This window comes from Limnospira indica PCC 8005 (assembly GCF_000973065.1).
Classification (GTDB): Bacteria; Cyanobacteriota; Cyanobacteriia; order Cyanobacteriales; family Microcoleaceae; genus Limnospira; species Limnospira fusiformis.
This window is the reverse complement of the sequence record NZ_FO818640.1, coordinates 4749672-4771644: the sequence shown is the minus strand read 5'-3', so window position 1 is coordinate 4771644 and position 21973 is coordinate 4749672. Positions and strand designations below refer to the sequence as shown.

Annotated in this window: 19 protein-coding genes and 1 pseudogene; 10 read left to right on the top strand and 10 right to left on the bottom strand. The window is 44.1% G+C overall.

Features of this window, described 5'->3' with window-relative positions; translation table 11 throughout:
• Positions 1-463: 463 nt before the first annotated feature.
• The 3 genes and pseudogenes from XZ46_RS20890 to XZ46_RS20885 all read right to left on the bottom strand — a co-directional run bounded on the left by XZ46_RS20890 (position 464) and on the right by XZ46_RS20885 (position 2142).
• Positions 464-1441, bottom strand: coding sequence for an RNA-guided endonuclease InsQ/TnpB family protein (locus tag XZ46_RS20890; protein WP_048895221.1), 978 nt, complete (start codon positions 1439-1441; stop codon positions 464-466).
• A complete protein-coding gene (locus XZ46_RS36975; protein WP_230428119.1) occupies positions 1431-1574 on the bottom strand; it encodes a hypothetical protein in 144 nt (47 codons plus the stop codon). The genes XZ46_RS20890 and XZ46_RS36975 overlap by 11 nt, the downstream gene beginning before the upstream one ends.
• Positions 1537-2142: pseudogene (locus XZ46_RS20885) on the bottom strand (IS607 family transposase). Before XZ46_RS20885 ends, XZ46_RS36975 begins: the two are co-directional and overlap by 38 nt.
• Before the next feature lie 174 nt (positions 2143-2316).
• Between XZ46_RS20885 and XZ46_RS36970 the strand changes: the two are divergent.
• Both XZ46_RS36970 and XZ46_RS36965 read left to right on the top strand, forming a co-directional pair.
• Positions 2317-3093: a hypothetical protein gene (locus tag XZ46_RS36970; RefSeq protein ID WP_006623869.1), complete on the top strand. Its 777-nt coding sequence runs from the start codon at positions 2317-2319 to the stop codon at positions 3091-3093.
• Positions 3078-4085, top strand: a complete 1008-nt coding sequence (locus tag XZ46_RS36965; protein WP_006623870.1) for a GAF domain-containing sensor histidine kinase — start codon at positions 3078-3080, stop codon at positions 4083-4085. Before XZ46_RS36970 ends, XZ46_RS36965 begins: the two co-directional genes overlap by 16 nt.
• A 222-nt stretch (positions 4086-4307) precedes the next feature.
• Here the strand turns inward: XZ46_RS36965 and XZ46_RS20875 are convergent, their stop codons facing one another.
• Positions 4308-4787 (bottom strand): GNAT family N-acetyltransferase, encoded by a 480-nt coding sequence (locus XZ46_RS20875; protein ID WP_006623871.1) that lies wholly within the window; start codon positions 4785-4787, stop codon positions 4308-4310.
• Positions 4788-4945: 158 nt separating this feature from the next.
• Here XZ46_RS20875 and acs point away from each other — a divergent pair, with 158 nt between their 5' ends.
• Positions 4946-6913 (top strand): acetate--CoA ligase, encoded by a 1968-nt coding sequence (gene acs, locus XZ46_RS20870; RefSeq protein ID WP_006669802.1) that lies wholly within the window; start codon positions 4946-4948, stop codon positions 6911-6913.
• 973 nt (positions 6914-7886) lie between these two features.
• Here acs and XZ46_RS20865 read toward each other — a convergent pair.
• The 3 genes from XZ46_RS20865 to XZ46_RS20855 form a co-directional block, all read right to left on the bottom strand.
• Positions 7887-9668: a glycosyltransferase gene (locus XZ46_RS20865; RefSeq protein WP_008053572.1), complete on the bottom strand. Its 1782-nt coding sequence runs from the start codon at positions 9666-9668 to the stop codon at positions 7887-7889.
• Between the two features lie 129 nt (positions 9669-9797).
• Complete coding sequence (locus XZ46_RS20860) at positions 9798-11987, bottom strand: FkbM family methyltransferase (protein ID WP_008053571.1); 2190 nt, start codon at positions 11985-11987, stop codon at positions 9798-9800.
• 237 nt (positions 11988-12224) lie between these two features.
• Positions 12225-13007, bottom strand: a complete 783-nt coding sequence (locus XZ46_RS20855) for an HAD family hydrolase (RefSeq protein WP_008053570.1) — start codon at positions 13005-13007, stop codon at positions 12225-12227.
• A gap of 108 nt (positions 13008-13115) precedes the next feature.
• On the opposite strand from XZ46_RS20855, the gene XZ46_RS20850 reads away from it, so the two are divergent.
• The 7 genes from XZ46_RS20850 to psbV2 all read left to right on the top strand — a co-directional run bounded on the left by XZ46_RS20850 (position 13116) and on the right by psbV2 (position 17105).
• Complete coding sequence (locus XZ46_RS20850; protein ID WP_235677597.1) at positions 13116-13403, top strand: hypothetical protein; 288 nt, start codon at positions 13116-13118, stop codon at positions 13401-13403.
• A 50-nt stretch (positions 13404-13453) separates the two neighbouring features.
• Complete coding sequence (locus XZ46_RS20845; RefSeq protein WP_006623879.1) at positions 13454-14269, top strand: prepilin peptidase; 816 nt, start codon at positions 13454-13456, stop codon at positions 14267-14269.
• Positions 14270-14311: 42 nt separating this feature from the next.
• Positions 14312-14539, top strand: a complete 228-nt coding sequence (locus XZ46_RS20840; protein WP_006669798.1) for a hypothetical protein — start codon at positions 14312-14314, stop codon at positions 14537-14539.
• A 39-nt stretch (positions 14540-14578) separates the two neighbouring features.
• The gene (gene accD, locus XZ46_RS20835) at positions 14579-15526 is read left to right on the top strand and encodes an acetyl-CoA carboxylase, carboxyltransferase subunit beta (RefSeq protein ID WP_006623881.1); all 948 of its coding nucleotides are present in this window, start codon (positions 14579-14581) and stop codon (positions 15524-15526) included.
• A gap of 105 nt (positions 15527-15631) precedes the next feature.
• Positions 15632-15781, top strand: a complete 150-nt coding sequence (locus tag XZ46_RS35530; RefSeq protein ID WP_006669797.1) for a hypothetical protein — start codon at positions 15632-15634, stop codon at positions 15779-15781.
• Positions 15782-15934: 153 nt separating this feature from the next.
• On the top strand, positions 15935-16426 hold the full coding sequence (gene psbV / locus XZ46_RS20825; RefSeq protein ID WP_006623884.1) for a photosystem II cytochrome c-550: 492 nt from the start codon (positions 15935-15937) through the stop codon (positions 16424-16426).
• 190 nt (positions 16427-16616) lie between these two features.
• Complete coding sequence (psbV2, locus tag XZ46_RS20820; RefSeq protein WP_006623885.1) at positions 16617-17105, top strand: photosystem II cytochrome PsbV2; 489 nt, start codon at positions 16617-16619, stop codon at positions 17103-17105.
• A gap of 58 nt (positions 17106-17163) precedes the next feature.
• Here psbV2 and XZ46_RS20815 read toward each other — a convergent pair whose 3' ends face one another.
• The 3 genes from XZ46_RS20815 to cobA all read right to left on the bottom strand — a co-directional run bounded on the left by XZ46_RS20815 (position 17164) and on the right by cobA (position 21914).
• On the bottom strand, positions 17164-18906 hold the full coding sequence (locus XZ46_RS20815) for a PAS domain S-box protein (protein ID WP_008053565.1): 1743 nt from the start codon (positions 18904-18906) through the stop codon (positions 17164-17166).
• A gap of 137 nt (positions 18907-19043) precedes the next feature.
• Entirely contained in the window at positions 19044-20240 is a 1197-nt protein-coding gene (locus tag XZ46_RS20810; protein WP_006623888.1) for a S1 family peptidase, read from the bottom strand.
• A 138-nt stretch (positions 20241-20378) separates the two neighbouring features.
• On the bottom strand, positions 20379-21914 hold the full coding sequence (gene cobA, locus XZ46_RS20805; RefSeq protein WP_006669794.1) for a uroporphyrinogen-III C-methyltransferase: 1536 nt from the start codon (positions 21912-21914) through the stop codon (positions 20379-20381).
• Positions 21915-21973 lie beyond the last annotated feature (59 nt).

Sequence of the window (21973 nt, the reverse complement as noted above, 5' to 3'; positions counted from 1 at the left end):
GGCAAGGTGGTGTTTAAGCCTTGACCGAAGCGGGTCAGCACCCCCGGCTGAAGCACGGGGGCTTCGTGCCCCCCTTTCAGGTAGCTGACCAGCTATAGCCTTAACTGGCTCCGTTCAGAGCAAGAGTTAAAGTTCCTACCCTGGAATGTGTGCTAGTTCCAGGCTCATGAACCGAATCGTTAAACATCTCTAAGGGGTTAAGGACGTGCGATTTGGATAGTACCGACTCTGAACATTGGCGTTAGCGCAGCGTGCGCGTTAGCGCAAGCGCAAACATTACCCCGCAAGGGAGTCGGAGCCAACCATAGCTCCATGGAGGGGCAACCATACCCCTCCACCCCGCAAGGGGGTGCTGGCGGCTAAAGCCGCTTGAGTCGGTTTTCCTCTCCGTGATTTATCACGGAGCTTCCAACCCTCCCAGGAGTTTTACGTGATTTGTGCGTGATATAAATAGCTGATACATTTACGCGACATTTATCCGGCTATTGCCTGACAATGCGACGATAGCACTATTACCCGTTAAGGTAACAGAGGCGGTATCCCGCAAAGCTTTTAGAAAGATTCCAAAAGCACCGTTCCAGTCCCTGGGTAGAGTGAACCCACACTCAGGACATCGGAACACTTTTGAGCCACCTAGCTGGGAATGCACATGACCACAGTGAGTACAGGTTTTGCTGGTGTATTCTTCCGTCACATCTACAACTGTGGTTCCAGTTATCTCGGCTTGATGTCTCAGGGTTAGTTTGAATCGATAATGCGCCCATGTCAGCATGGCGCGGGCAGTCTTAGACCTGATTTTCCGCTTCACCTTGGCAACCATATCGGAAGTCTCGAAGGTGGGCAAAAAAATTAGGCTGTAGTTGTGAGTCAAGTAGTGAGCAATTTGTTTGTGGGCTTCATCAACTAGATTGCGGATTTTGGTTCTCATTCGTTGAGCCGCTTGCCTCATCCGTCGCCTTCTTGAACGACAGGGTTCCTTGGCGATTCGGCTGATCAAATCATCCAAATGTTGACATAGCCTAGTAATGCGTCCAATATCCCCGGAGCCCAATTCCAGAAATCGTGAACCATCAAACCCGGTTATGAAAGTTCGCACACCCGGGTCTAATGCAATTACGCCATTCGCTTCAGTTGGGGTAACGGCAACAGGTTCAGGAAACACCGCAAACCATCGACCTTTGGTAAACACCAACTGAGTCCCTTGCCCGCAAGTTTTAGGGATGGGTTCGGAAACCATGAAAGTTAATCCTTTCGTTAGTCTTGGATACCAACTCCCTGAAGAGAAATTAGTATTATTGAACTTAATCCCTTGAGAGCTGTCACGACAACTTCTAAACCTGGCATCAGGACTGGCGGTCAAAGCCTGATAGGCATCAAAGATGGCATTTTGCCGAATGTGGCAGGGTGTTTCTTTGACCCATTCGGGTAAGTCACTCTGCATCACTTCCGCAGCGTAACTTTAACTTGCTTAGTCGTTTACCACTCCGGGATAATGCAATTGCTTGGTTGTAGCAATACCGACAAGCAGCCAGCCATTTACGCCAGACTTGATTTAGCTCTAGGCTGGGGTAAATCCGGATCTTCTTTGACCTGAGTTTTGTATTTACTCCGTCCGTATAATCGGGAACTGAAGCAGTGGAGGATGGCGAGGATGTCCTCAACCATTTCTGGTTCTGGACTGAGACTTGTCTGGTTGAGAACCATGAGTGAGCAACTGTTTTGCTCACAGAGCCATCGAAACAAGTCAAATCCAAATCTGGCCAATCGGTCTGGGTGGGCAACGACAACCATGCGGACATCTCCTGACAAATGATGTCCCAGTAAGGCCAGCATTTTCTTTCCCTTGAAGTTGAGCCCGCCTCGGATTTCTGAGACGACTTCTGCTTCGGGGTAGAGGTTGGACAGTGCGGCCACTTGTCGGTTGAGGTCGGACTGCTGGGCGCGGTTACTAACTCTGGCATAGATAACGACTTTGCGTTTGTCACTGCCTGATTTGGCAGTATATCACTCAACGTTGTATCGTCGTTGCCCAGCGGGGGTTCTGATGGTCTCGATTGAGCCATTGGAGTCCCATCTGCGGAGTGTTCTTTCATGGACTCCAAGGATTTGGGCGGCTTCCTTGGGTTTGACATATCTGGCAATAGGTTTATCCTCAACCCTTCTCGCTTATTATACCGTATTGCCCTAAAATATTAACCGAATTTGTGATTAAATCATGCTCTTTCAAGATTCTGTTTCTAGCAGATAGAAAGATAGATCCACATCTGGGATAATTAAATTATTCCAGATTTTGCAATACTCAGAAACTTCCGGCTAATGCAAGATTTTTCCGGGTTAAATGTATCTGATAACAGTTCTCAGCTACCATTATCAGGCTTTGGGAACCTTTTACCCGGTTTGGATGCCGATCTAGTTTTTATTCAGAATCAATCGGGGGAGTATCTACTATTTTCTTGGCGACAATGCGATCGCCATCCCCTTCCTGTGGACAAAATCACGGGAACTAATATGGCAGATACATTTAAGCCTCTGGTACTCGGACCCTATCAAGAAAGAATCCACCGGATGATCACCAGCTTAATACCAGAGCGCTTCAGTTATCCATTTTGTTATGAAGAATACTATTTTCCCCTAGAACTGATTGTCAGTCCCATATTAAAATCTAACGGCACTGCTACCCATGTTCTGGTGATGGGGCGACTACTGGAAAATTCTCAACTGAATCTTAACCCTAATCAAGAACTGATTGCCTACCGCGCCTTACCATCTAATTTTGATATCCAGCAAAAAATGCTGGTTCAAATTGCCGGAACCCTTTGCCGCAGCGTTCCCCCCACTTCTCAAATTTATCAAACTATTATCAGCCAAATTACTCAAAAAATTCGCCGCACTCTGGATTTAAAAGAGATTTGGCAACAAACTGTTAACGGCTTGGGTCAGGTTCTTGGTGTCAGTCGCTGTATTATCTGTCCCTATCGCAGCACCTCTGATAAGTCTACCCAAGTGGTGGCTGAGTACCGCCAACAAGATGTCCCCATGATGTTGGGTTTAAATCTATCGAGTGAGTCGGAATTGGGTTGGCTCAAGCCTTAGCCACTTTAGAACCGATTATCATTGAGCGCAGTTCCCCTGAAAATGACCCCTATCAACGCTATTCGTTGATGGTTGTTGCTACTGCTTATCAAGATCAGCCTAATTCTTTGATTTTCCTTCATCAATGCGATCGCACTCGCCAGTGGACGGCGGCGGAAATAGATTTTGTCCGGGAGTTGGCTACTCATGTGGGAACCGCGATCGCCCATGCTACCCTTTATCAGGAGTTAGAAGAAGCTAGACTAGAAGCGATCGCTCTTTCTCGTCTCAAAAGTGAGTTCCTCGCCAATACTTCCCACGAACTCCGAACTCCCCTTAACGGTATGATCGGCTTCCTTCAGTTAGTCTTAGATGGTATGGCTGATGACCCAGAGGAAGAACGGGAATTTATCGAACAAGCACATCAAGCAGCTATTCATCTCCTGAATTTAATTAATGATGTTTTAGATATTGCCAAAATTGAAGCGGGTAAAATGGATATTGAACTCGCCTTGGTCAAAGTTGATGAAGTTATCGGAGAAATCGAACATTTTATTCGACCTCAAGTTGAACAAAAAAATTTGAAATTTACTATTCAACCAGAAGCTGTCAATAGTCAAATTATTGTTTATGGCAACTATCAGCGCATCTTACAAGTGATTCTAAATTTCCTGGAAAATGCGATTAAATTTACTCACAAAGGCGGCATTAATATTAGCATAGGAATTATTCGGAAAAATGTGATGATTCAAAATCAAAAATTTCCGGGATTTGTGGAGTTTAGAGTTGTGGATACTGGTATTGGTGTTCCCATTGAAAAGCAAGATAGATTATTCCACGCTTTTTCTCAGGTTGATAGTGGTTACACTAAGCAATATGGGGGGACGGGACTCGGTTTAGTTATTTCTCAAAAGCTGGTTCAAGCTATGGGAGGTAAGGTTAAGTTTTACAGTTTGGGGGAAGGCTTAGGATCAACTGTGACTTTTACTATTCCTCTCTATCAAGAACCATGATATTAATTACCAAAAGATAGGGGGTTGACAACCTCCGAAATATCATGGTACTATTTTGATATATGATTTTATAATGAAAATCTTGCCTTGTTAAATAAAATTGCGACTATTCCCATTATCTAAAATGATACCACAAGCCGACCGGAAAAGCAACCCCCACAGCTTCCCATCGGCAAATTTTTTTTGTTACAAAACTTAACAATAAATTTACAAATCTCATTGTTATTGTTGCAGTAAGCGTTGATAGTCCACTACTCGACAAATGCGCCATTCAGGTAGTATTGTGGCTCCTATATGTTGGTAAAATGCGATCGCCGATTGATTCCAGTCGAGGACAGTCCACTCTAAGCGCCCATACCGACGTTCTAGGGCTACTTGAGCGACCTGTTGGATCAAGGCTTTCCCAATGCCTAAACCTCGATATTCAGGCATAACAAATAGGTCTTCTAAATGAATGCCGGGTTGAGTCAAGAACGTGGAAAAGTTATGAAAAAACAGAGCAAAGCCTACGGTTTTTTGCTCCCATTCAGCGATAATGACCTCAGCCATTGGCCGATCGCCAAATAGATGCTGTTTCAAGGTTTCCAGATCTCCAGTGACTTGGTGGGAGAGTTTTTCATATTCAGCCAAAGCCTTAATTAAAGCCCAAATGACCGGAACATCATCAACAGTAGCAGGACGGATAATTAGTTGAGCAGGCATAGTTACTTAGAAGTTGACAACTGATTTTAATCGGTTCGACATGGGGAGGAGTTAGCTAGTTAGCAGTCTGCTCAAAAAAAGTAAAGATTCTTAGAGTTTAATCTAGGCCTAAAATGGTTATAATGGCTTCACTTTGTAATTAAAGTTACCATAACACCATGTCACAACCGACAATCGAATCAATTTTACACGAGAAACGGTTATTTCATCCGTCCGAGGACTTCTCCAAACAGGCCCGGATTAAGAGCATGGAAGAGTACCGGGAACTCTACGAGAAAGCCAAAGCTAACCCGGAAGCCTTTTGGGCAGAATTAGCCGAAAATGAGTTGCACTGGTTTAAAAAATGGGATCAGGTGCTGGACTGGCAGCCACCTTTTGCTAAGTGGTTTGTGGGGGGCAAAATTAATATTTCCTATAATTGCCTCGATCGCCATTTGACTACCTGGCGCAAAAATAAAGCCGCTTTAATTTGGGAAGGCGAACCGGGAGACTCTCGCACCCTGACTTATTCCCAACTACATCGGGAAGTTTGCCAAATGGCTAACGTGATTAAACAGTTGGGAGTCAAAAAAGGCGATCGCGTTGGGATTTATATGCCCATGATACCAGAGGCGGCGATCGCTATGTTGGCTTGTGCCAGAATTGGCGCACCCCATACCGTCATTTTTGGCGGTTTTAGTGCCGAGGCTTTAAAAGACCGCCTGGAAGATGCCCAAGCTAAATTGGTGATTACTGCTGATGGTGGTTGGCGCAAAGATGCGATCGTACCCCTAAAAGAACAGGTAGATAAGGCTTTACAAGCTGGTGCGCCTAGTGTTGATAACGTTTTGGTCGTACAGCGCACTCAGCAAAAAATCCAGATGGAACCCGGACGGGACCACTGGTGGCATGACTTGCAACAAAATGCTTCCGGGCAATGTCCCGCCGAAGAAATGGATAGTGAGGATATGCTGTTTATCCTTTACACTAGCGGGACTACTGGTAAACCCAAGGGAGTTGTACACACTACTGGTGGCTATAATCTTTACAGTCACATTACTAATCAGTGGGCTTTTGATTTACAGGATACTGATGTTTACTGGTGTACCGCTGATGTGGGTTGGATTACTGGCCATAGTTATATTGTCTATGGGCCTTTGTCCAATGGGGCCACAACTTTGATGTATGAAGGGGCTCCCCGTGCTTCTAATCCCGGTTGTCTGTGGGATGTGGTAGAAAAGTATGGGGTCACTATTTTCTATACTGCTCCTACTGCTATTCGAGCTTTGATGAAAATGGGTGAAAGACACCCTAATGCTCGTGATTTGTCTTCCTTGCGGATTTTGGGGACCGTCGGAGAACCCATTAACCCAGAAGCCTGGATTTGGTATAACCGCGTCATTGGTCACGGAAAATGTCCCATTGTTGATACTTGGTGGCAAACCGAAACCGGGGGTTTTATGATTACTCCTCTTCCCGGTGCGACTCCTACTAAGCCGGGTTCCGCTACTTTGCCTTTCCCTGGAATTATTGCTGATGTGGTTGATACCGAAGGCGAACCTGTTACTAATAATTCTGGGGGGTATTTGGTGGTGCGTCACCCCTGGCCGGGTATGATGCGGACTGTTTATGGCGACCCCGATCGCTTCCGTCGTACTTATTGGGAGTATTTACGACCTAAAAATGGCGATTATGTCTACTTCGCTGGTGATGGCGCTCATAAAGATGAGGATGGCTATTTCTGGGTGATGGGCCGCGTTGATGATGTGATTAATGTTTCCGGTCATCGCTTGGGGACTATGGAGGTTGAGTCCGCTTTGGTTTCTCATCCCGCTGTCGCTGAGGCGGCTGTGGTTGGCCGTCCTGATGAGGTTAAGGGTGAGGAAATTGTGGCTTTTGTTACTCTCGAAGGCGATCGCCAACCTGATGAAGCCTTGGAAAAAGAGTTGAAGCAGCACGTTGTTAATGAAATTGGCGCTTTGGCTCGTCCCGGAGAAATTCGCTTTTCTGATGATTTGCCTAAGACTCGTTCCGGTAAAATTATGCGACGTTTATTGCGATCGCTTGCTTCCGGTCAGGAGATTTCTGGGGATACTTCCACTCTCCAAGATCGCACCGTTCTCGAAAAGTTGCGCGGTGGCGCTTAGTTGAGCAATTCCCTCCCTCCTTAATTGAGGCGGGATTTTCTTAGCCACAACTTTGGTGCGTCAGTTTCCCCCATCGGGAAATCATTAATTAATTGCTCTGACGCACCCGATCGCATTTTTGATTTTTTCGTCAATATCCAAATCCGCCCCGCCGCAGGGGTTGACAGGGAGCCGAAATTTTGCTACGATATTAGTATCAAGTTAAATAATGGAAATATAATCTAATTTTTAAAAAATGCACATATTTCTATTATAACATAAGTATACTGTCAAGCACCCCAAAAGTCAAGCCCCTACCCCCAAAAAGCGAAATTTTTAACATTTCTTAACATTAATTGAGGCGGGATTTTCTTAGCCACAACTTTGGTGGGTCAGTTTCCCCATTTCCCCATCAGGAAATCATTAATTAATTGCTGACGCACCCGATCGCATTTTTGATTTTTTCGTCAATATCCAAATCCGCCCCGCCGCAGGGGTTGACAGGGAGCCGAAATTTTGCTACGATATTAGTATCAAGTTGAATAATGGAAACATAATCTAATTTTTAAAAATTGCAAATATTCCCATTATAATACGAGTATACTGTCAAGCACCCCAAAAGTCAAGCCCCTACCCCCAAAAAGCGAAATTTTTAACATTTCTTAACATTAATTGAACCCGGATTTTCTTAGCCACAACTTTGGTGCGTCAGTTTCCCCCATTTCCCCATCGGGAAATCATTAATTAATTGCTCTGACGCACCCTTTTTTGATTTTTTCGTCAATATCCAAATCCGCCCCGCCGCAGGGGTTGACAGGGAGCCGAAATTTTGCTACGATATTAGTATCAAGTTAAATAATGGAAATATAATCTAATTTTTAAAAAATGCACATATTTCCATTATGACATAAGTATACTGTCAAGCACCCCAAAAGTCAAGCCCCTACCCCCAAAAAGCGAAATTTTTAACATTTCTTAACATTTGATTTTTTCGTCAACATTTCAGGTCATCTGGGGAGAGTTGAAAGGGGGGATAATTATATGCGCGGGAAATTTGGGTCAAACTTTGATACCAATTATTGATAGTTTGTTGAGCAGGATAGGGACTATAATTGCGGGACTGTCTGAGAAATTGAATCATCTGGTGTTTGTCTTGGGTGTGATAGCTTAAAGCAGCTAACCAAACCAGGACTTGATAGCGACAGAGGGTTTCTAGGGGACGCATCCAATTTCGTAGGGTAGGACGAGAAAAGTAATTTTGAATAAGTTGATTACAGTCAGAGGAAAGGATAGCGATCGCATATCGTTTCAAGTTATAATCAGCCTCGACTGTTATAGTCCTTCTTTGTAGACAAATTCCCGCAGCGCCATGGGATGCTAAATTTAGCAATAAATCTATAGTAGCAGCATGGGGAGATAGACTCGAGTCAAACCCTCCCCAGCGTTTAACCCAGGAATTGCGGAATAAAATCGCACCAGTTTCCACCAATCGCCACAAGTCTGTTAACATCCAGATATGGACACCATGTAAACCGTCGCGACCCTGCAAAATTGGCGCGAGATTATTGTAAGGCTGAACTTCCGAAATTAGCTGATTTTCCTCCCAAATTTCCCAACCAGAGAATACCATTTCCAGTGAACCCGCACGATTATCAAAAGCATCTATCAGGTCTGATAAACTATGAGGTAGTAAAGTAGAACCCCCATCTAAAAACAGGATAAATTCTCCCCTAGCAATATCTAAGCCTCGGTTTCTAGCAGCCACAATTCCCTCGCCACATTGACCAACATATTGCAAAGATTTTCCATAACCTTCTAGGACTTCCGGGGTGTTGTCCGTCGAACCGTTATCAATCACAATAATCTCGCAACCATCGATATTTTGATTAAGGATACTATCAAGAGTTTTGGGTAAACTGATACCCTGATTATCGCTACAAACAATAATACTAATTTGGGGAGAATTAGCCACCGTCGCGGGGATTAAATAATCAGTAGCATCAGCAGTATTACCCGCGAAATGTCCTTGTAAAAGAGCTTGATTTTGCTTTGCTTCCCGTCCGTGAAACGCTTCGATGCGGTTTCCCCGAAGATGTCCGTAGTCATGATTTTGGTGAACAATCGTAATAGTTTGACTCCCGTTAATTACCCGATATCCTTGTTTTAATCCTTCTCCCACCATCCAATTATCCCAACCCGGACGACCAATAGCAAAAGCCGGAAGTTGATTAAACAGAGGTTTAGGAAATACAAAGTAATCTAACGCACCGATACCGCTAAATATTCCCGCTGTATGAATTTGATGATGTAGCTGTTGTTCCCAGTTAGGGTTATCAAAATTCACAGGTTCTTCAATATCCAAATTCCAACGTCGTCCCACCATCAGAAACCTAGAGTAATTAGCAATCACCTGTTGAACATTCCCGAGAAAATCGCTAGTTAGGATAATATCCGAGTTAATATATGTTAAAATATCGTGGGAAGCGTGATGATGTACTTGGCTAAAAATATCATTTAGCAGAGGGGTTCCATATTCGTTAACTTGGACATTCGGAATATGTATCACCTTCAATTTACTAGCCACTTCTGCGGTTCCTGTCTCATCACCAAATAAGATAATTTCCGGTCTCGGAACCAGTTTAGTCCAACTGGTAATCGCATTATCTTGAATCATTCCCACACTTCCCACAAACGCTTTAGGAACCGCAAAAATAGTCACCTTAACAGTAGGTTGAATATTATCAAAAATCCAGACACGACCTTTTTTAGTTCCCATAGAAATTAACTGATACTACAAATCCTCTGTTCGTCTAATTTAGCGGTCAACACCTGGGAGAGTTGGGTGAGATAGTAGGTGGGTTAGGTAACACACATCCACCCCACCTTTTATATGGTAATTTAGATGTTAGTCTGGCATAGTTTCAGCAATAATTTTAGCAAACATCTTGACAAGAGCAGCATTATATGTATTCCCAGACTGTGCTACAGCAGGTTGATACTGTTGTACTGGCTGTCCTGGTGGCGACATATTTTGATACTGTTGTATATGCTGTATCTGTTGTATCTGTTCCCGCAGTTTTTGAATTTCCGACCTCGACTCTTCCAATTCTTTCTGCTGTTGCTGTAGTTGAGACTGCGACTCTTCCAATTCTTTCTGCTGTTGCTGTAGTTGAGACTGCGAACCCTCTAACTCTTCCTTAATTTTATGTAACTCAAATGTAGCCTGTTCAAGTTCCACCTGTACTTCATCTAATTGGAAGTTAGCCATTTCCAGTTCTTCCCTGGTATCATGTAACTCCGAGCGAGACTTATCGAGTTCCTGTTGAGTTTCCGTCTGTTTATTCTGTGCATTTTTAAGCTGGTCTTGAACTTCCTTAACTTTGGTTTCCAGTTTCTTCCTTTCAGACTGAGAGTTTTCCAACTCCTTCTGCTTCTGCTGAAAATCAGATTGAGACTTTTCCAGGTCTTTCTGAGTCTGCTGTAGTTGAGACTGAGAGTTTTCCAACTCCTTCTGCTTCTGCTGAAAATCAGATTGAGACTTTTCCAGGTCTTTCTGAGTCTGCTGTAGTTGAGACTGAGAGTTTTCCAACTCCTTCTGCTTCTGCTGAAAATCAGATTGAGACTTTTCCAGGTCTTTCTGAGTCTGCTGTAGTTGAGACTGAGAGTTTTCCAACTCCTTCTGCTTCTGCTGAAAATCAGATTGAGACTTTTCCAGGTCTTTCTGAGTCTGCTGTAGTTGAGACTGAGAGTTTTCCAACTCCTTCTGCTTCTGCTGAAAATCAGATTGAGACTTTTCCAGGTCTTTCTGAGTCTGCTGTAGTTGAGACTGAGAGTTTTCCAACTCCTTCTGCTTCTGCTGAAAATCAGATTGAGACTTCTCCAGGTCTTTCTGAGTCTGCTGTAGTCGCGTATGGTATTGTTCTAATTCTGATAGGATTTGGTCTCGTTGATATTGAGACTGTTGTAACTCAGTCTGAGTTTGTTCTAATTGAGACTGGGAGTTTTCTAAGTCTTTCTGACTCTGTTTGAATTGAGAATAGGATTTCTCTAAATCAGCTAAGATTTGGTCTCTTACCCCCTTGGACTCTTCTAACTCTTCCTGACTTTGTTCGAGTTGTGAGTGCAGATTTTTTAATTCAAGCTGAGTCTGCTGTAGTTGAGACTGAGAGTTTTCCAACTCCTTCTGCTTTTCCTGAAAATCAGATTGAGACTTTTCGAGGTCTTTCCGAGTCTGCTGTAGTTGAGACTGAGAGTTTTCCAACTCCTTCTGCTTCTGCTGAAAATCAGATTGAGACTTCTCCAGGTCTTTTTGATGTTGTTGTAGTTGATATTTTAAAAGTTCCTGTTCTGATTCTAATTCTTGGAGGCGAGATTGAGTTATTTTAAGTTCGGTTGGTTTGGGTACTGTGGGAGGTAGGAGGCGAAGATTTTGGGCGATTTCGGAAGGAATTACTGAGGTATTGATTAGGTTGTTGTGAATATAAACCACTTCATACCGAGAGGGATGATAGGGAGTCGCTTGTGCTACGGGGGTGAAATAATGTTCATTGAGAAAGGCGTTAAGTTGCTCAAAAGTTGCGCCACCTTCAAAGAGTTTATTTTGGCTGGTTGTGCTGTAAATAGCATCAAGATGTTGCAGAATTTCTGAGGCTCCTGTTAAGGCGAGAAGTTCGGCTCCTTGGATGTCTAAACATAGTATATTATAGTCTTCTGGAAGCAGGTTAAGTTCCGTTACAATGCTGTCAATTGTGCGAGTTTCAACGGGTATTTGCTGAGTTTCGGTGAGGTTGGGATACAGTTTTTTGTATTCTGTTAGTGACAAAATAGAACTGTTAGACTCGATGTTGGTAACGTGGAGAGTGGCGGTACTATTTTGGTCAGCGATCGCCACATGAACTGTCTGAATATTGGGTCGATCGCCTACAGCCATTTTCAACCGTTCACAGGTGACGGGATTCGCTTCTATTAGCAATATTTGAGCATTGGGAAACTTGGCAAAACGTTTGAGCGATCGCCCTTCTCCTGCTCCCACATATATAATACCACGAGGCGTAACTTTATGATCTTGAAAAATTTGGTGTAAGTTAAGTTTCATAGATACCAAAATATACTAAGTAAGTTGATTTCACACTTTCCCGATAACGCGACCAACATCTAGTTACTGTAGGCTGCCATATAGGGTATAATTAGGAAGTAGGTGTTAATCATCATGAGACATATTCCCGGATTTGCAAACTGCTAAATATCTGAGCGATCGCCTTATTATAGACTTTTATATAACCATCAATAAGTCAGCCATAACCGGAAAATTTTAGTGATGGTTTCCCGTTGATCAACTCCACGCCTCAAAATCCCGAGAAAATTGAGACAAAGACAATAAACAGATAGGGGGATATTCAGCCACCAAACGTCGCTCTATGGGGGTATTGTAGCCCCAGTCAGCCAAAAACAGTTTAACCTGTTGTAGGTCTGTTTGAGCTTGTACAGACAACAAAGTTTTCATTCTGTCTTCAACGAACCAGATCACCGGACTAGGATCAGAAAGAGTCATGAGATCCCGTAGAGTTTGGTGCTTAGGCTGTTTGTGTCCTTTCCCAAAAATCATACCCGGACCGAGAATAATTCCCTGTTGTCCGAGAAGCGATCGCACAAATCGTTCTTCCTTAGTAGTAATTATGCGTAATTCTATCATGTCCTGCTCAAGAATAACCCGAAGGCGATCGCATACCCCCGGATAAAAGCCATGTAAAGCCAACCACCCTGGTAGGTCTGTGGCGATCCACTCATCGCGAATTTGATCAAGTCGAGGGCCAAGAACTTCCGGTGACAAATGTTCTTGTTCCAGCAGTTGACGTGATATACTATGCCAATCGCTGAGAATCTCAGATTCAGTCCACCCCAAAACCAAAGCCCTGATCAAAAGAGGCATTTCCCAACCCGTTTCAATCACAGGTCTAGTGCAGTAGAATCTAGGGGGTAAATCATCCGGTGGGGTAGACTCAGGAGGCGACCAAACTTCGAGATATGTACGCCAAGCCGTCTGAAAATACTCCAGCAAGCCATCACAGAGAACACCATCAAAGTCCAAGGCGAGAAGATTGGGTCTATCTGACATAGTTTTAGTATGTTGTAGGGCAATTTACCGAAATTCTTGAGTTGTTGTGGTAGCTTTTAGTGTAGCATCTAAACAGGTGTGTTAATTAACCCTTGGGGAATTGTCTTTGTGGTTTATACCTCAAACTCAGAGTTAAAAAACCCGTTAACCCCGCCGAAAAACCCGGACTTACCCCTTAACCAAGAGTCGCGGATACAAGATCCCCAACTACTGAGGATAGCCCGACGGGTGTATCATGCTTATTCAGAAGTACACGCCAAACGAATGCGCCGTCCGTCCGGTGTAGCCATTCATCTCCGCAGCTATCGAAGTTTACTGCTTTTCTCCCCCAAACCTGTTTTGCTTCCGGGAGAATGTTTTATCCCCTTTGACCAGATAGAATTAGAGTTATTTTAGCCCAGGGTAGGAACCGCGTGTGAAACCCCCGTGAAAGGTGAGAGTCCAATATGGAGATTTTAGTTGATCTACCAGCTTACTTGATTATATTTGCCCTAGGCGCTTCCATAGGTAGCTTTTTAAATGTCATTGTGTATCGAGTCCCCGCTGGTCTGTCCGTGTGGTATCCTCCCTCACGATGTCCCCATTGTCATACCCGTTTGGGTTTAAGTGAAAATATCCCAGTTTTCGGGTGGTTGTGGTTGCGGGGGAAATGTCGCCATTGCCATGCACCGATATCTATGCGCTACCCTCTAGTAGAAGGGTTAATGGGTGTATTGTTCTTGCTGGTATATGTAACCATCATGCCAGGGACTATAGTACAACTGTTTGGCTTGTGGGCGCTATTAGCTTGGTTGGTGGCGTTATCTCTAATTGATATAGATACCTTAACCCTTCCTAACCCTCTCACCCAGTCAGGTTTAGTGGTGGGGTTGTGCTTTCAAGGGTTACTGGGATTAAAAACGGCTGGGGTGATAGACCAGTTAATGGTGGGTGTTTTGGGGGCGGTGCTAGGATTATGGTTATTTGAAGCGATCGCCTTTTTGGGGTCCATGGCTTTTGGACAGACCGCTATGGGGGCGGGAGATGCTAAATTAGCGGCTCTTATGGGGGCTTGGTTGGGGTGGAAGATGCTATTGGTCGCAAGTTTCATCGCCTGTGGTTTAGGAGCCTTTATCGGCGCAGGAGCCATGGCTGTGGGCATATTAGACCGCCGCCAACCCATGCCATTTGGTCCTTTTTTAGCGATCGCCGCTGGTATAACTGCCCTGTGGGGTGAGATAATAGTATCTATGTATATGGAGTTATTTTTCCCAGTTATCTGAGGTAAAGTGCATCGGGCTTTGTGCCTATCCTAGAGATATATAATGATCGTGTCTTGGATTACACTAAAAACCACTGCTATGCGCTGGGAAGCCGAGTTAATGCAACAAGTCCTCGCCTCCCATGATATCCCAGCACGGGTAATTAGCCTAGGAGTTGGGTCATATATGGGGGTGGGGGGTCCGGCTAAATTGCAAGTACCATCGGAACATTTGTGGACAGCACTACTGCTGCTTAGTCCGGTGGACGAGGAGCCAGAGGAAGCTCAATAAATCATTTCCTCAATCAAACATCAGAACGTATTTTAATTAATGTCTCTATTTGACTGGTTTGCAAATCGACAAAAATCAGTTCCCATTAGTCCCGATCGCCAAGAGCGAGAAATTGCCGATGGTTTGTGGGTAAAATGTGAAAAATGCGGTGCATTAACCTACACCAAAGACTTACAGGCGAATCTTATGGTGTGTCTGCAATGTGACCATCACATGAGGGTTTACAGTGACGATCGCATTAAACAACTGATTGATGAAAATACCTGGCAGCCCATTGCTGCTAATCTGTGTTCAGTAGATCCGCTGAATTTCCGCGATCGCAAACCCTACAGCGATCGTCTGCGAGAATACCGGGAGAAAACAGGTCAAATTGATGCTGTACAAACGGGGACGGGTTTATTAAATGGGGAATCGATCGCCCTTGGGGTGATGGATTTTCGATTTATGGGGGGTAGTATGGGGTCGGTGGTGGGAGAAAAACTCACCCGGATGATTGAATATGGGACTGAGCATCAATACCCGGTAGTGATTATCTGTGCTTCCGGAGGGGCTAGAATGCAGGAAGGAATGTTAAGCCTCATGCAAATGGCGAAAATCTCGGCGGCTTTGGAACGACATCGAGAGAATAAACTTTTGTATATCCCTGTACTAACCAATCCTACTACTGGAGGGGTGACGGCTAGTTTTGCCATGCTCGGTGATCTAATTCTAGCTGAACCCCAGGCAACTATTGGTTTTGCGGGTCGTCGGGTAATTGAGCAAACCTTGCGAGAAAAACTACCTGATGATTTTCAAACTTCTGAATATCTGATGGCTCATGGGTTTATTGATGCGATCGTCCCTCGCACTCAGCTCAAAAAAACCCTCACCCAATTGATTAAACTGCACCGACCACCACAGCCTACCGGAAGACCCTTTGTAAAATTGTCCGACTCTAACTCCCGCAGCCATGTCCATCATTCTGAGGAAACCCAACAGCATCGATAATCTCTAAATCAGTGATTGGATAGTACCCACTACTGCATATAATTGGTGGGTGATGCCGGTTTTGACTAATTGTCATCGGTTTTTGCGGATTGGTCTAGGGCTGAAATGGCCTGCGACTACCATTTGGCGATCGCACAGGTGCTTAAACTTGGCGATCGCCTAGTAATTGCCTACCAACATCCCCAAACCCGTATAGTTGAGGATGTCAAAGCAATTCTCTCCGCCATTGAGGCCACAAGTGATTCAGAATCGTAGATCCAACGATTGACAAAGATCATTTAACACAGGACTATTGAGATAAGACTTCTGAGACAGAATCGCTAAAAACCAGGATCACAACTGCTCAATATTGCCGATTGAGTTGTGGCTTTGGTACGTTCTATAATCATCTAAAAGTTAAGGAGAACCATGCTAAAAAGGTACATTTGGTTGGCTGTTGCCACTGTATTCTTCACCTTTCAAATGTGGGTGGGTAATGCAAACGCTTTGGAATTGACTGAAGAATTGAGAACCCTTCCCATCAATGCTCAAGGCGATACTGCTGTCTTGAGTCTCAAAGAAATCAAAAAAGGCCAACAGGTATTTAACGCCGCCTGCGCTCAGTGTCATGCGCTGGGTGTGACTAAAACCAACCCTGATGTTAACTTGAGTCCTGAAGCCCTGGCTTTGGCTACTCCCCCCCGCGATAACATTGCGGCTCTGGTTGATTATGTCAAAAATCCCACCACCTATGATGGCTTCATCGAGATATACGAACTGCATCCTAGCCTGAAAAGTGCAGACATTTTTCCCAAGATGAGAAACCTATCAGAAGATGATCTCTATAATGTAGCCGCTTACATTCTCTTACAACCCAAGGTTCGCGGTGAACAGTGGGGTGGTGGTAAATACCTCCGTTAATCTTTCCGCCTGAAAGATTCACCTAACTAAGTTTCTGACTTTAGGTTTTGGTTTTTGGTGGCTACTAAGAAGGGTTACTAACTACTCTGAAATTGTAACCACTAAAGTCCGCGAATTATCTAGGATAATCAGCGGAGCTAAAATCTAAAGTCTCCGATTTAACTGCTGATATTAAATACGTCAAATTTCCATGTTTCGTAACAGTTTTTTGCGCTCTCTACTGCTCTTATTTATCACCAATATAGTAGGATGGCTGATTTTTAGTTTCCCGGTTCAAGCTCAAAATGTTGACCCCTATGTGTTAAGATATCTGACTGATCAACCTGTGGAAATACAGAGCGATCGCCAAGGTGGAACCCAGACCTTTTCGGTGGAGGATCTATCAGCGGGAAAAGTCTTGTTTACGGATAGTTGTTTGAACTGTCACGCTGGTGGTGTAACTATTCCCTATCCGACGGTTTCCCTGTCTCTGGAAGACCTGAAGGGAGCCACCCCTCCGAGGGATACCATCAAAGATTTAGTGGCTTATATGAGGCATCCTGTCAGCTATGATGGTAGTGATACTAACTACTGGTGTCGGGAAATTCCCGAAAATTGGCTTGACGATGCAGAAATTGATAACCTAGCCGCTTTTATCTTACAATCAGCCATAAAAGCACCCGGTTGGGCTAAAAAGTGAGGTAATTGTAGCAGATTACCTAACCCGAGTCAAGGGGTGAGTTAATTAGTTTCGCCAGCTAAATATCACCCTTACAGCGGGTTAAATAAATCTGAGCGACCTTATCTTCGGGGTTCCGTTCTAAACAGGATTCAAAAAGTGCGATCGCCTCAGAAATCTCGCCTAAATAATAGTGTAATAATCCTCGCTCAAACATAGTTTTTGTGGCTTGTTTTCCGGCGCGCAAGTCGGGGGGGTCAGCATCAAAGACCTCAAACACAGAAACCATTTCTAATTTACCCTTAACCTGAACATGATCAATAAGGCGGATACCATATTCATTAATATGGTTAAGTCGGACAAAGGTATAGTGAGAGATTAACAGAGACACCCCATAATTTTTAGTTAATCCTTCCAAACGGGAAGCCAGATTAACCGCATCACCAATTACAGTACCATCCATGCGAGATTTTCCCCCCACAGTTCCCAACATCAATTTTCCGGTATTAATACCAATACCAATTTCAATAGGAGGACGATAGGTAGGTTTGGTGGGGTCGGTACGCCGTCGAGTTTTGTTGTATTCTGCGAGTAGGTCAAGCATTCTAATTCCGGCTCGCAGAGCATCATCGGCGCTCTGGCTAAAGAGGGCCATAATTTCATCACCAATGTACTTATCAACAAAGCCTCGATATTCGGCGATCGCCGGTTCTACATGGGATAAATAAGCATTAATAAACTTAAAATTATCCTCTGGGGTCATTTGTTCCGAGAGGCTAGTAAAATCGCGAATATCAGCAAATAAAACCGACATTTCCCGTTGAACATTATCCCCCAGTTGAACATCAACAATACTATCTTTACCGAGATATTGTAGAAATTGGTGAGGAACAAAGCGGAAAAAGGACTGGTTGAGTTCAAATAATTCCGAGGTAAAACGTTCTAATTCTGCTTCAGCGCGTTTGCGTTCCGTGATATCTTCAACAAACCCTTGATAATAGAGAATATCACCATTTTCATCATTAACAATTCTGGCACTTTCAGAAATCCAAATAATCTCACCATCACGATTATAAACCTGAGATTCAAACTTAGAGATTTCGTGGCGCTGATGCAAAGTTTCTAATAATTCATCCCAACGATTTGGTTGAACATATAACTGTTTTTGGACATCAGTTATAGAGGACATGAGTTCCTTGGGGGACTCATAGCCATAAATCTTAGCCAAAGTGGGATTAGCATTAATAAACTTTCCATCAGGGGAAATTTGAAAAATCCCTTCCAGAGCATTTTCAAAGATACTGCGATATTTGCGTTCAGTCTTACCCAAAGACTCAATCAAATTGGCTTGGTCTTGGGTGAGTAATTCTAAGGCGCGGTTCATTTCCTGAAGCTGAAAATTTTGGTCAGTGAGTTGTTTTTGTTGCTGGAAACTGTTAATCGCTTCAGTAATGGTTAAAGTCAAATCTTCATTTTCCCAAGGCTTAGAAATATAGCGATAAAGTTTAGCATATTGAATAGCATTAAATACCCCATCAATATCAGCATGACCTGTCAGCATAATATTCATAGTATTGGGGGATAAATGATGAATGGCTTTTAACACCTCATCTCCCCGCAAACCCGGCATCATATAATCAGAAATGACTACCGCCAATTCTTCCCCAGCTTCAATCAATTCTTGGGCTAATTTAATGCCTTCACTGCCACTCCCAGCACATTCAAACCGATATTTGCCACCCAATGTTCTCCGAAGCAGTCGCCTCAGAGTGTCCAAAATCATAGGTTCATCATCGACACAGAGAATAACTGGTTTGGTCATTAGTCAATAAGGAAACGGGGGAAAATTAAAAAGTGTGCTGATGATTAGGAGCGACCATCTCTGTTTTCCTTGTTTGAAGTCAGGATAGCTGCTTTTTGTACACCCCAAACACACTTTACACCCTAATGCCTCAACTGTTATTGTGCCATTTCCTCAAGTTCGCGGATACGCTGTAAGGCATCCTGATGAGAATCTGAACGTCCCAGTTGTTGATAAAGTTCTGCGGCTTGGCGAAAGTCAGCTAAGGCTTCCTCAAATTCTTGACGACGGATATGACTGAGGGCACGATTATAATAGGCATCAGCAAAACCGGGATTAAGCTCGATCGCCCTAGTATAATCAAGAACGGGATTGGGGCCACGGGTAGGTTCATTAAGCACCAATAGTGTCCGCGCTAATCCCAAATTAAAATAGGTTTCTGGGGAATTAGGATTCAATTCTAAGGCTCGGTTAAAATCAGCGATCGCCTCCCACGCATAACCGCGATCCAACCAACTCAATCCGCGAAAGTAGTAGGTTTCCGCATTTTGGGGAGTATCCAACGACACAGGAGAGGCTTCTAGCGTGTCCGAATCGATTTGTAAATCATTAGGACTTAACTGAGCTTGTGATAGCTGTTCCAGAAACAAATTAATGGGAACGGCAGCATTAAACCCTGTTTTAATGGGGGTAACATCTCCAGAACGAGTTTGAGCAAATCCAAACTCACCTTGACCGTGTAAACCCACCACACGGCCTTGAGAATCAAATACTGGACCCCCACTCATACCACTCCAAGTAACAGCCTGATACCGCAAATTATAGCCTTCTGGGCGATTTTTGGGGCGACTGGTGACCAATCCAGGGGAGAGTTCTGGTTCCCGTGCCGCGCCGGTTAACCCCCCAGTAGCGGGATAAGCATAGACATAAATCTGAACCCCAATCACTACCTGTTCGGAATCGGCTAAAGTGGCGATCGGGTATTCTTGGGTACTTTCAAATCTTACTACTGCTAAATCGGGTTCATCCTTAGTAGTCTGTAGCCTAGTAACACTGGTTACCGGGTGACTTTGACCATCATGGGTGCGGATACTGTAGGCGACATCAGTTGCTTGTACTACATGATTAACGGTCAGGACTGTATAGATATTATCTTGTCTAGCAATAATGACCCCAGAACCGTCTCCGAGGGCGCTATTAATTTGAACTGTAATGGGTGCGGCGATTTCTGCGACTTGCTGGGCGCTTTTAGCAGCTAGGGCGACTTGACAAGTTATGACCAGGGCGGCAGTTGTTGCCATTCCGGTTAAAATGGTTGTCAGGGAATCAAAGCGAGAAAGACCCAAGTTGAACATGGTTATATCCCTAAAATTTAATTACTTAGTCTATGGTAATCTGACGTAAACTCCATCAAGTTTGTTCGGGGTAGTTACGGGAAACAAAGGGTTAAATTATAGTGTGACCGGGTTCCGCTACAGCCTCGGACTTCCTGGCTAGGTTTTATCTATGATAGCCTGAGTGAGTCCTTCTAGGGTATATTCTTGGGCTTCAATATCGACCTTTCCTAGGAGAGTTTGGCAGGTCTGGGAGGTCTGGGGACCTATAGAGGCGATCGCTACTCCGGTGAGTAAATCTCGCCAGGAATCACCCGCAAAGCCTTCTAGGAGTTTACAGAAATTTTTGACAGTCTTGGAACTGGTAAAGGTGGCAATATCAATTGTACCATTTTCTAAAGCTAATTGAATATTAGGATCGATGGTATCTGGACAAGCGGACTCATAGGCGGGAACTTCTACTACTTCCGCCCCTGCTTGGGTTAATTCTTTCACTAATATCTCCCGCCCTCCTGTTTCCACTCTGGGGAATAATAGACGTTTTCCGCTGACTGATTCGGGGAAGTTTTCCACTAGGGAATCAGCGATAAAATCCGGGGGGATAAAATCAGGATTTAGTCCCCATTTTCGCAATACCATGGCGGTTTTTTTGCCGACAACAGCAATTTTTGTATTGGCTAAAATGCGGGTATCTTTCCCACTAGCCATGAGTCTTTCACAAAAGAATGAGACAGCGTTAGCAGAAGTGAGTAATAGCCAGTCAAAAGGCTTTGATGTATCATAAAATGCGATCGCTTTATCCAGGGGTTCCCAAGTAGAAGGAGGCGTGATAATTAGGGTAGGCATTTCTAGGACTTCAGCCCCTTTTTGTTCCAGCAAACTGCGAAACTCGTTGGATTGTTCCGAGGAACGGGTGACTAAAATGGTGTGATTAAGTAATGGACTCAGCATAATTCTTGAGTGGTTTTGGCGAGGCTGTAGATAGGTTTGCAGTTGCACCACATTCCCCACAACTATGACACTGGGAGATAAAGATTCTCGTGATGTTTTATCTACAATATCATTTAACGTGCCAACGATTACCTTTTGATTAAAGCGACCCCCATTTTTAATAATAGCTATGGGAGTTTCAGGCGATCGCCCATGTTGTCTAAGTTGGTGTACAATCACAGGTAAATTTCGCGCCGCCATGAGAATAACTAAAGTTTCCAGTTCCGATAAACTCGCCCAATTTAGGGCTTCCGGTTCATGGGCTGTCATGACTGCAAAACACCGACTCATGACTGTATCGGTGACAGGAATACCAGCCAGTAGGGGGGCGGCCAATGCTGAGGAAATACCTGGAACCACCTCAAATTCACACTTAGCAGCAATTAAGGCTTGAATTTCCGTACTAGCGCGACCAAAGATAAATGGATCGCCGCCCTTGAGTCGCACCACCAGTTTTCCCTGTTGACAATATTTGACTAATAAACGATTAATTTCGCTTTGGGGGGTAGTGACTTGGCTACCCCGCTTTCCCACATATACTTTCAGACAATGGGGCGAAATTAGGGGTATAATTGACTGGTCAACTAGGGCATCATAAACTAGGACTTCAGCCTGCTTCACTAACTGATAGGCTTTGACAGTCAAATAAGCTACATTTCCTAATCCCGCCCCTACTAAATAAACTTTTCCGCTGAATTTGGTCATGGTTTCTCTATACTGCACACCTAGTCACATATACTGCCCAAAATCTCTGATTTTCTGAT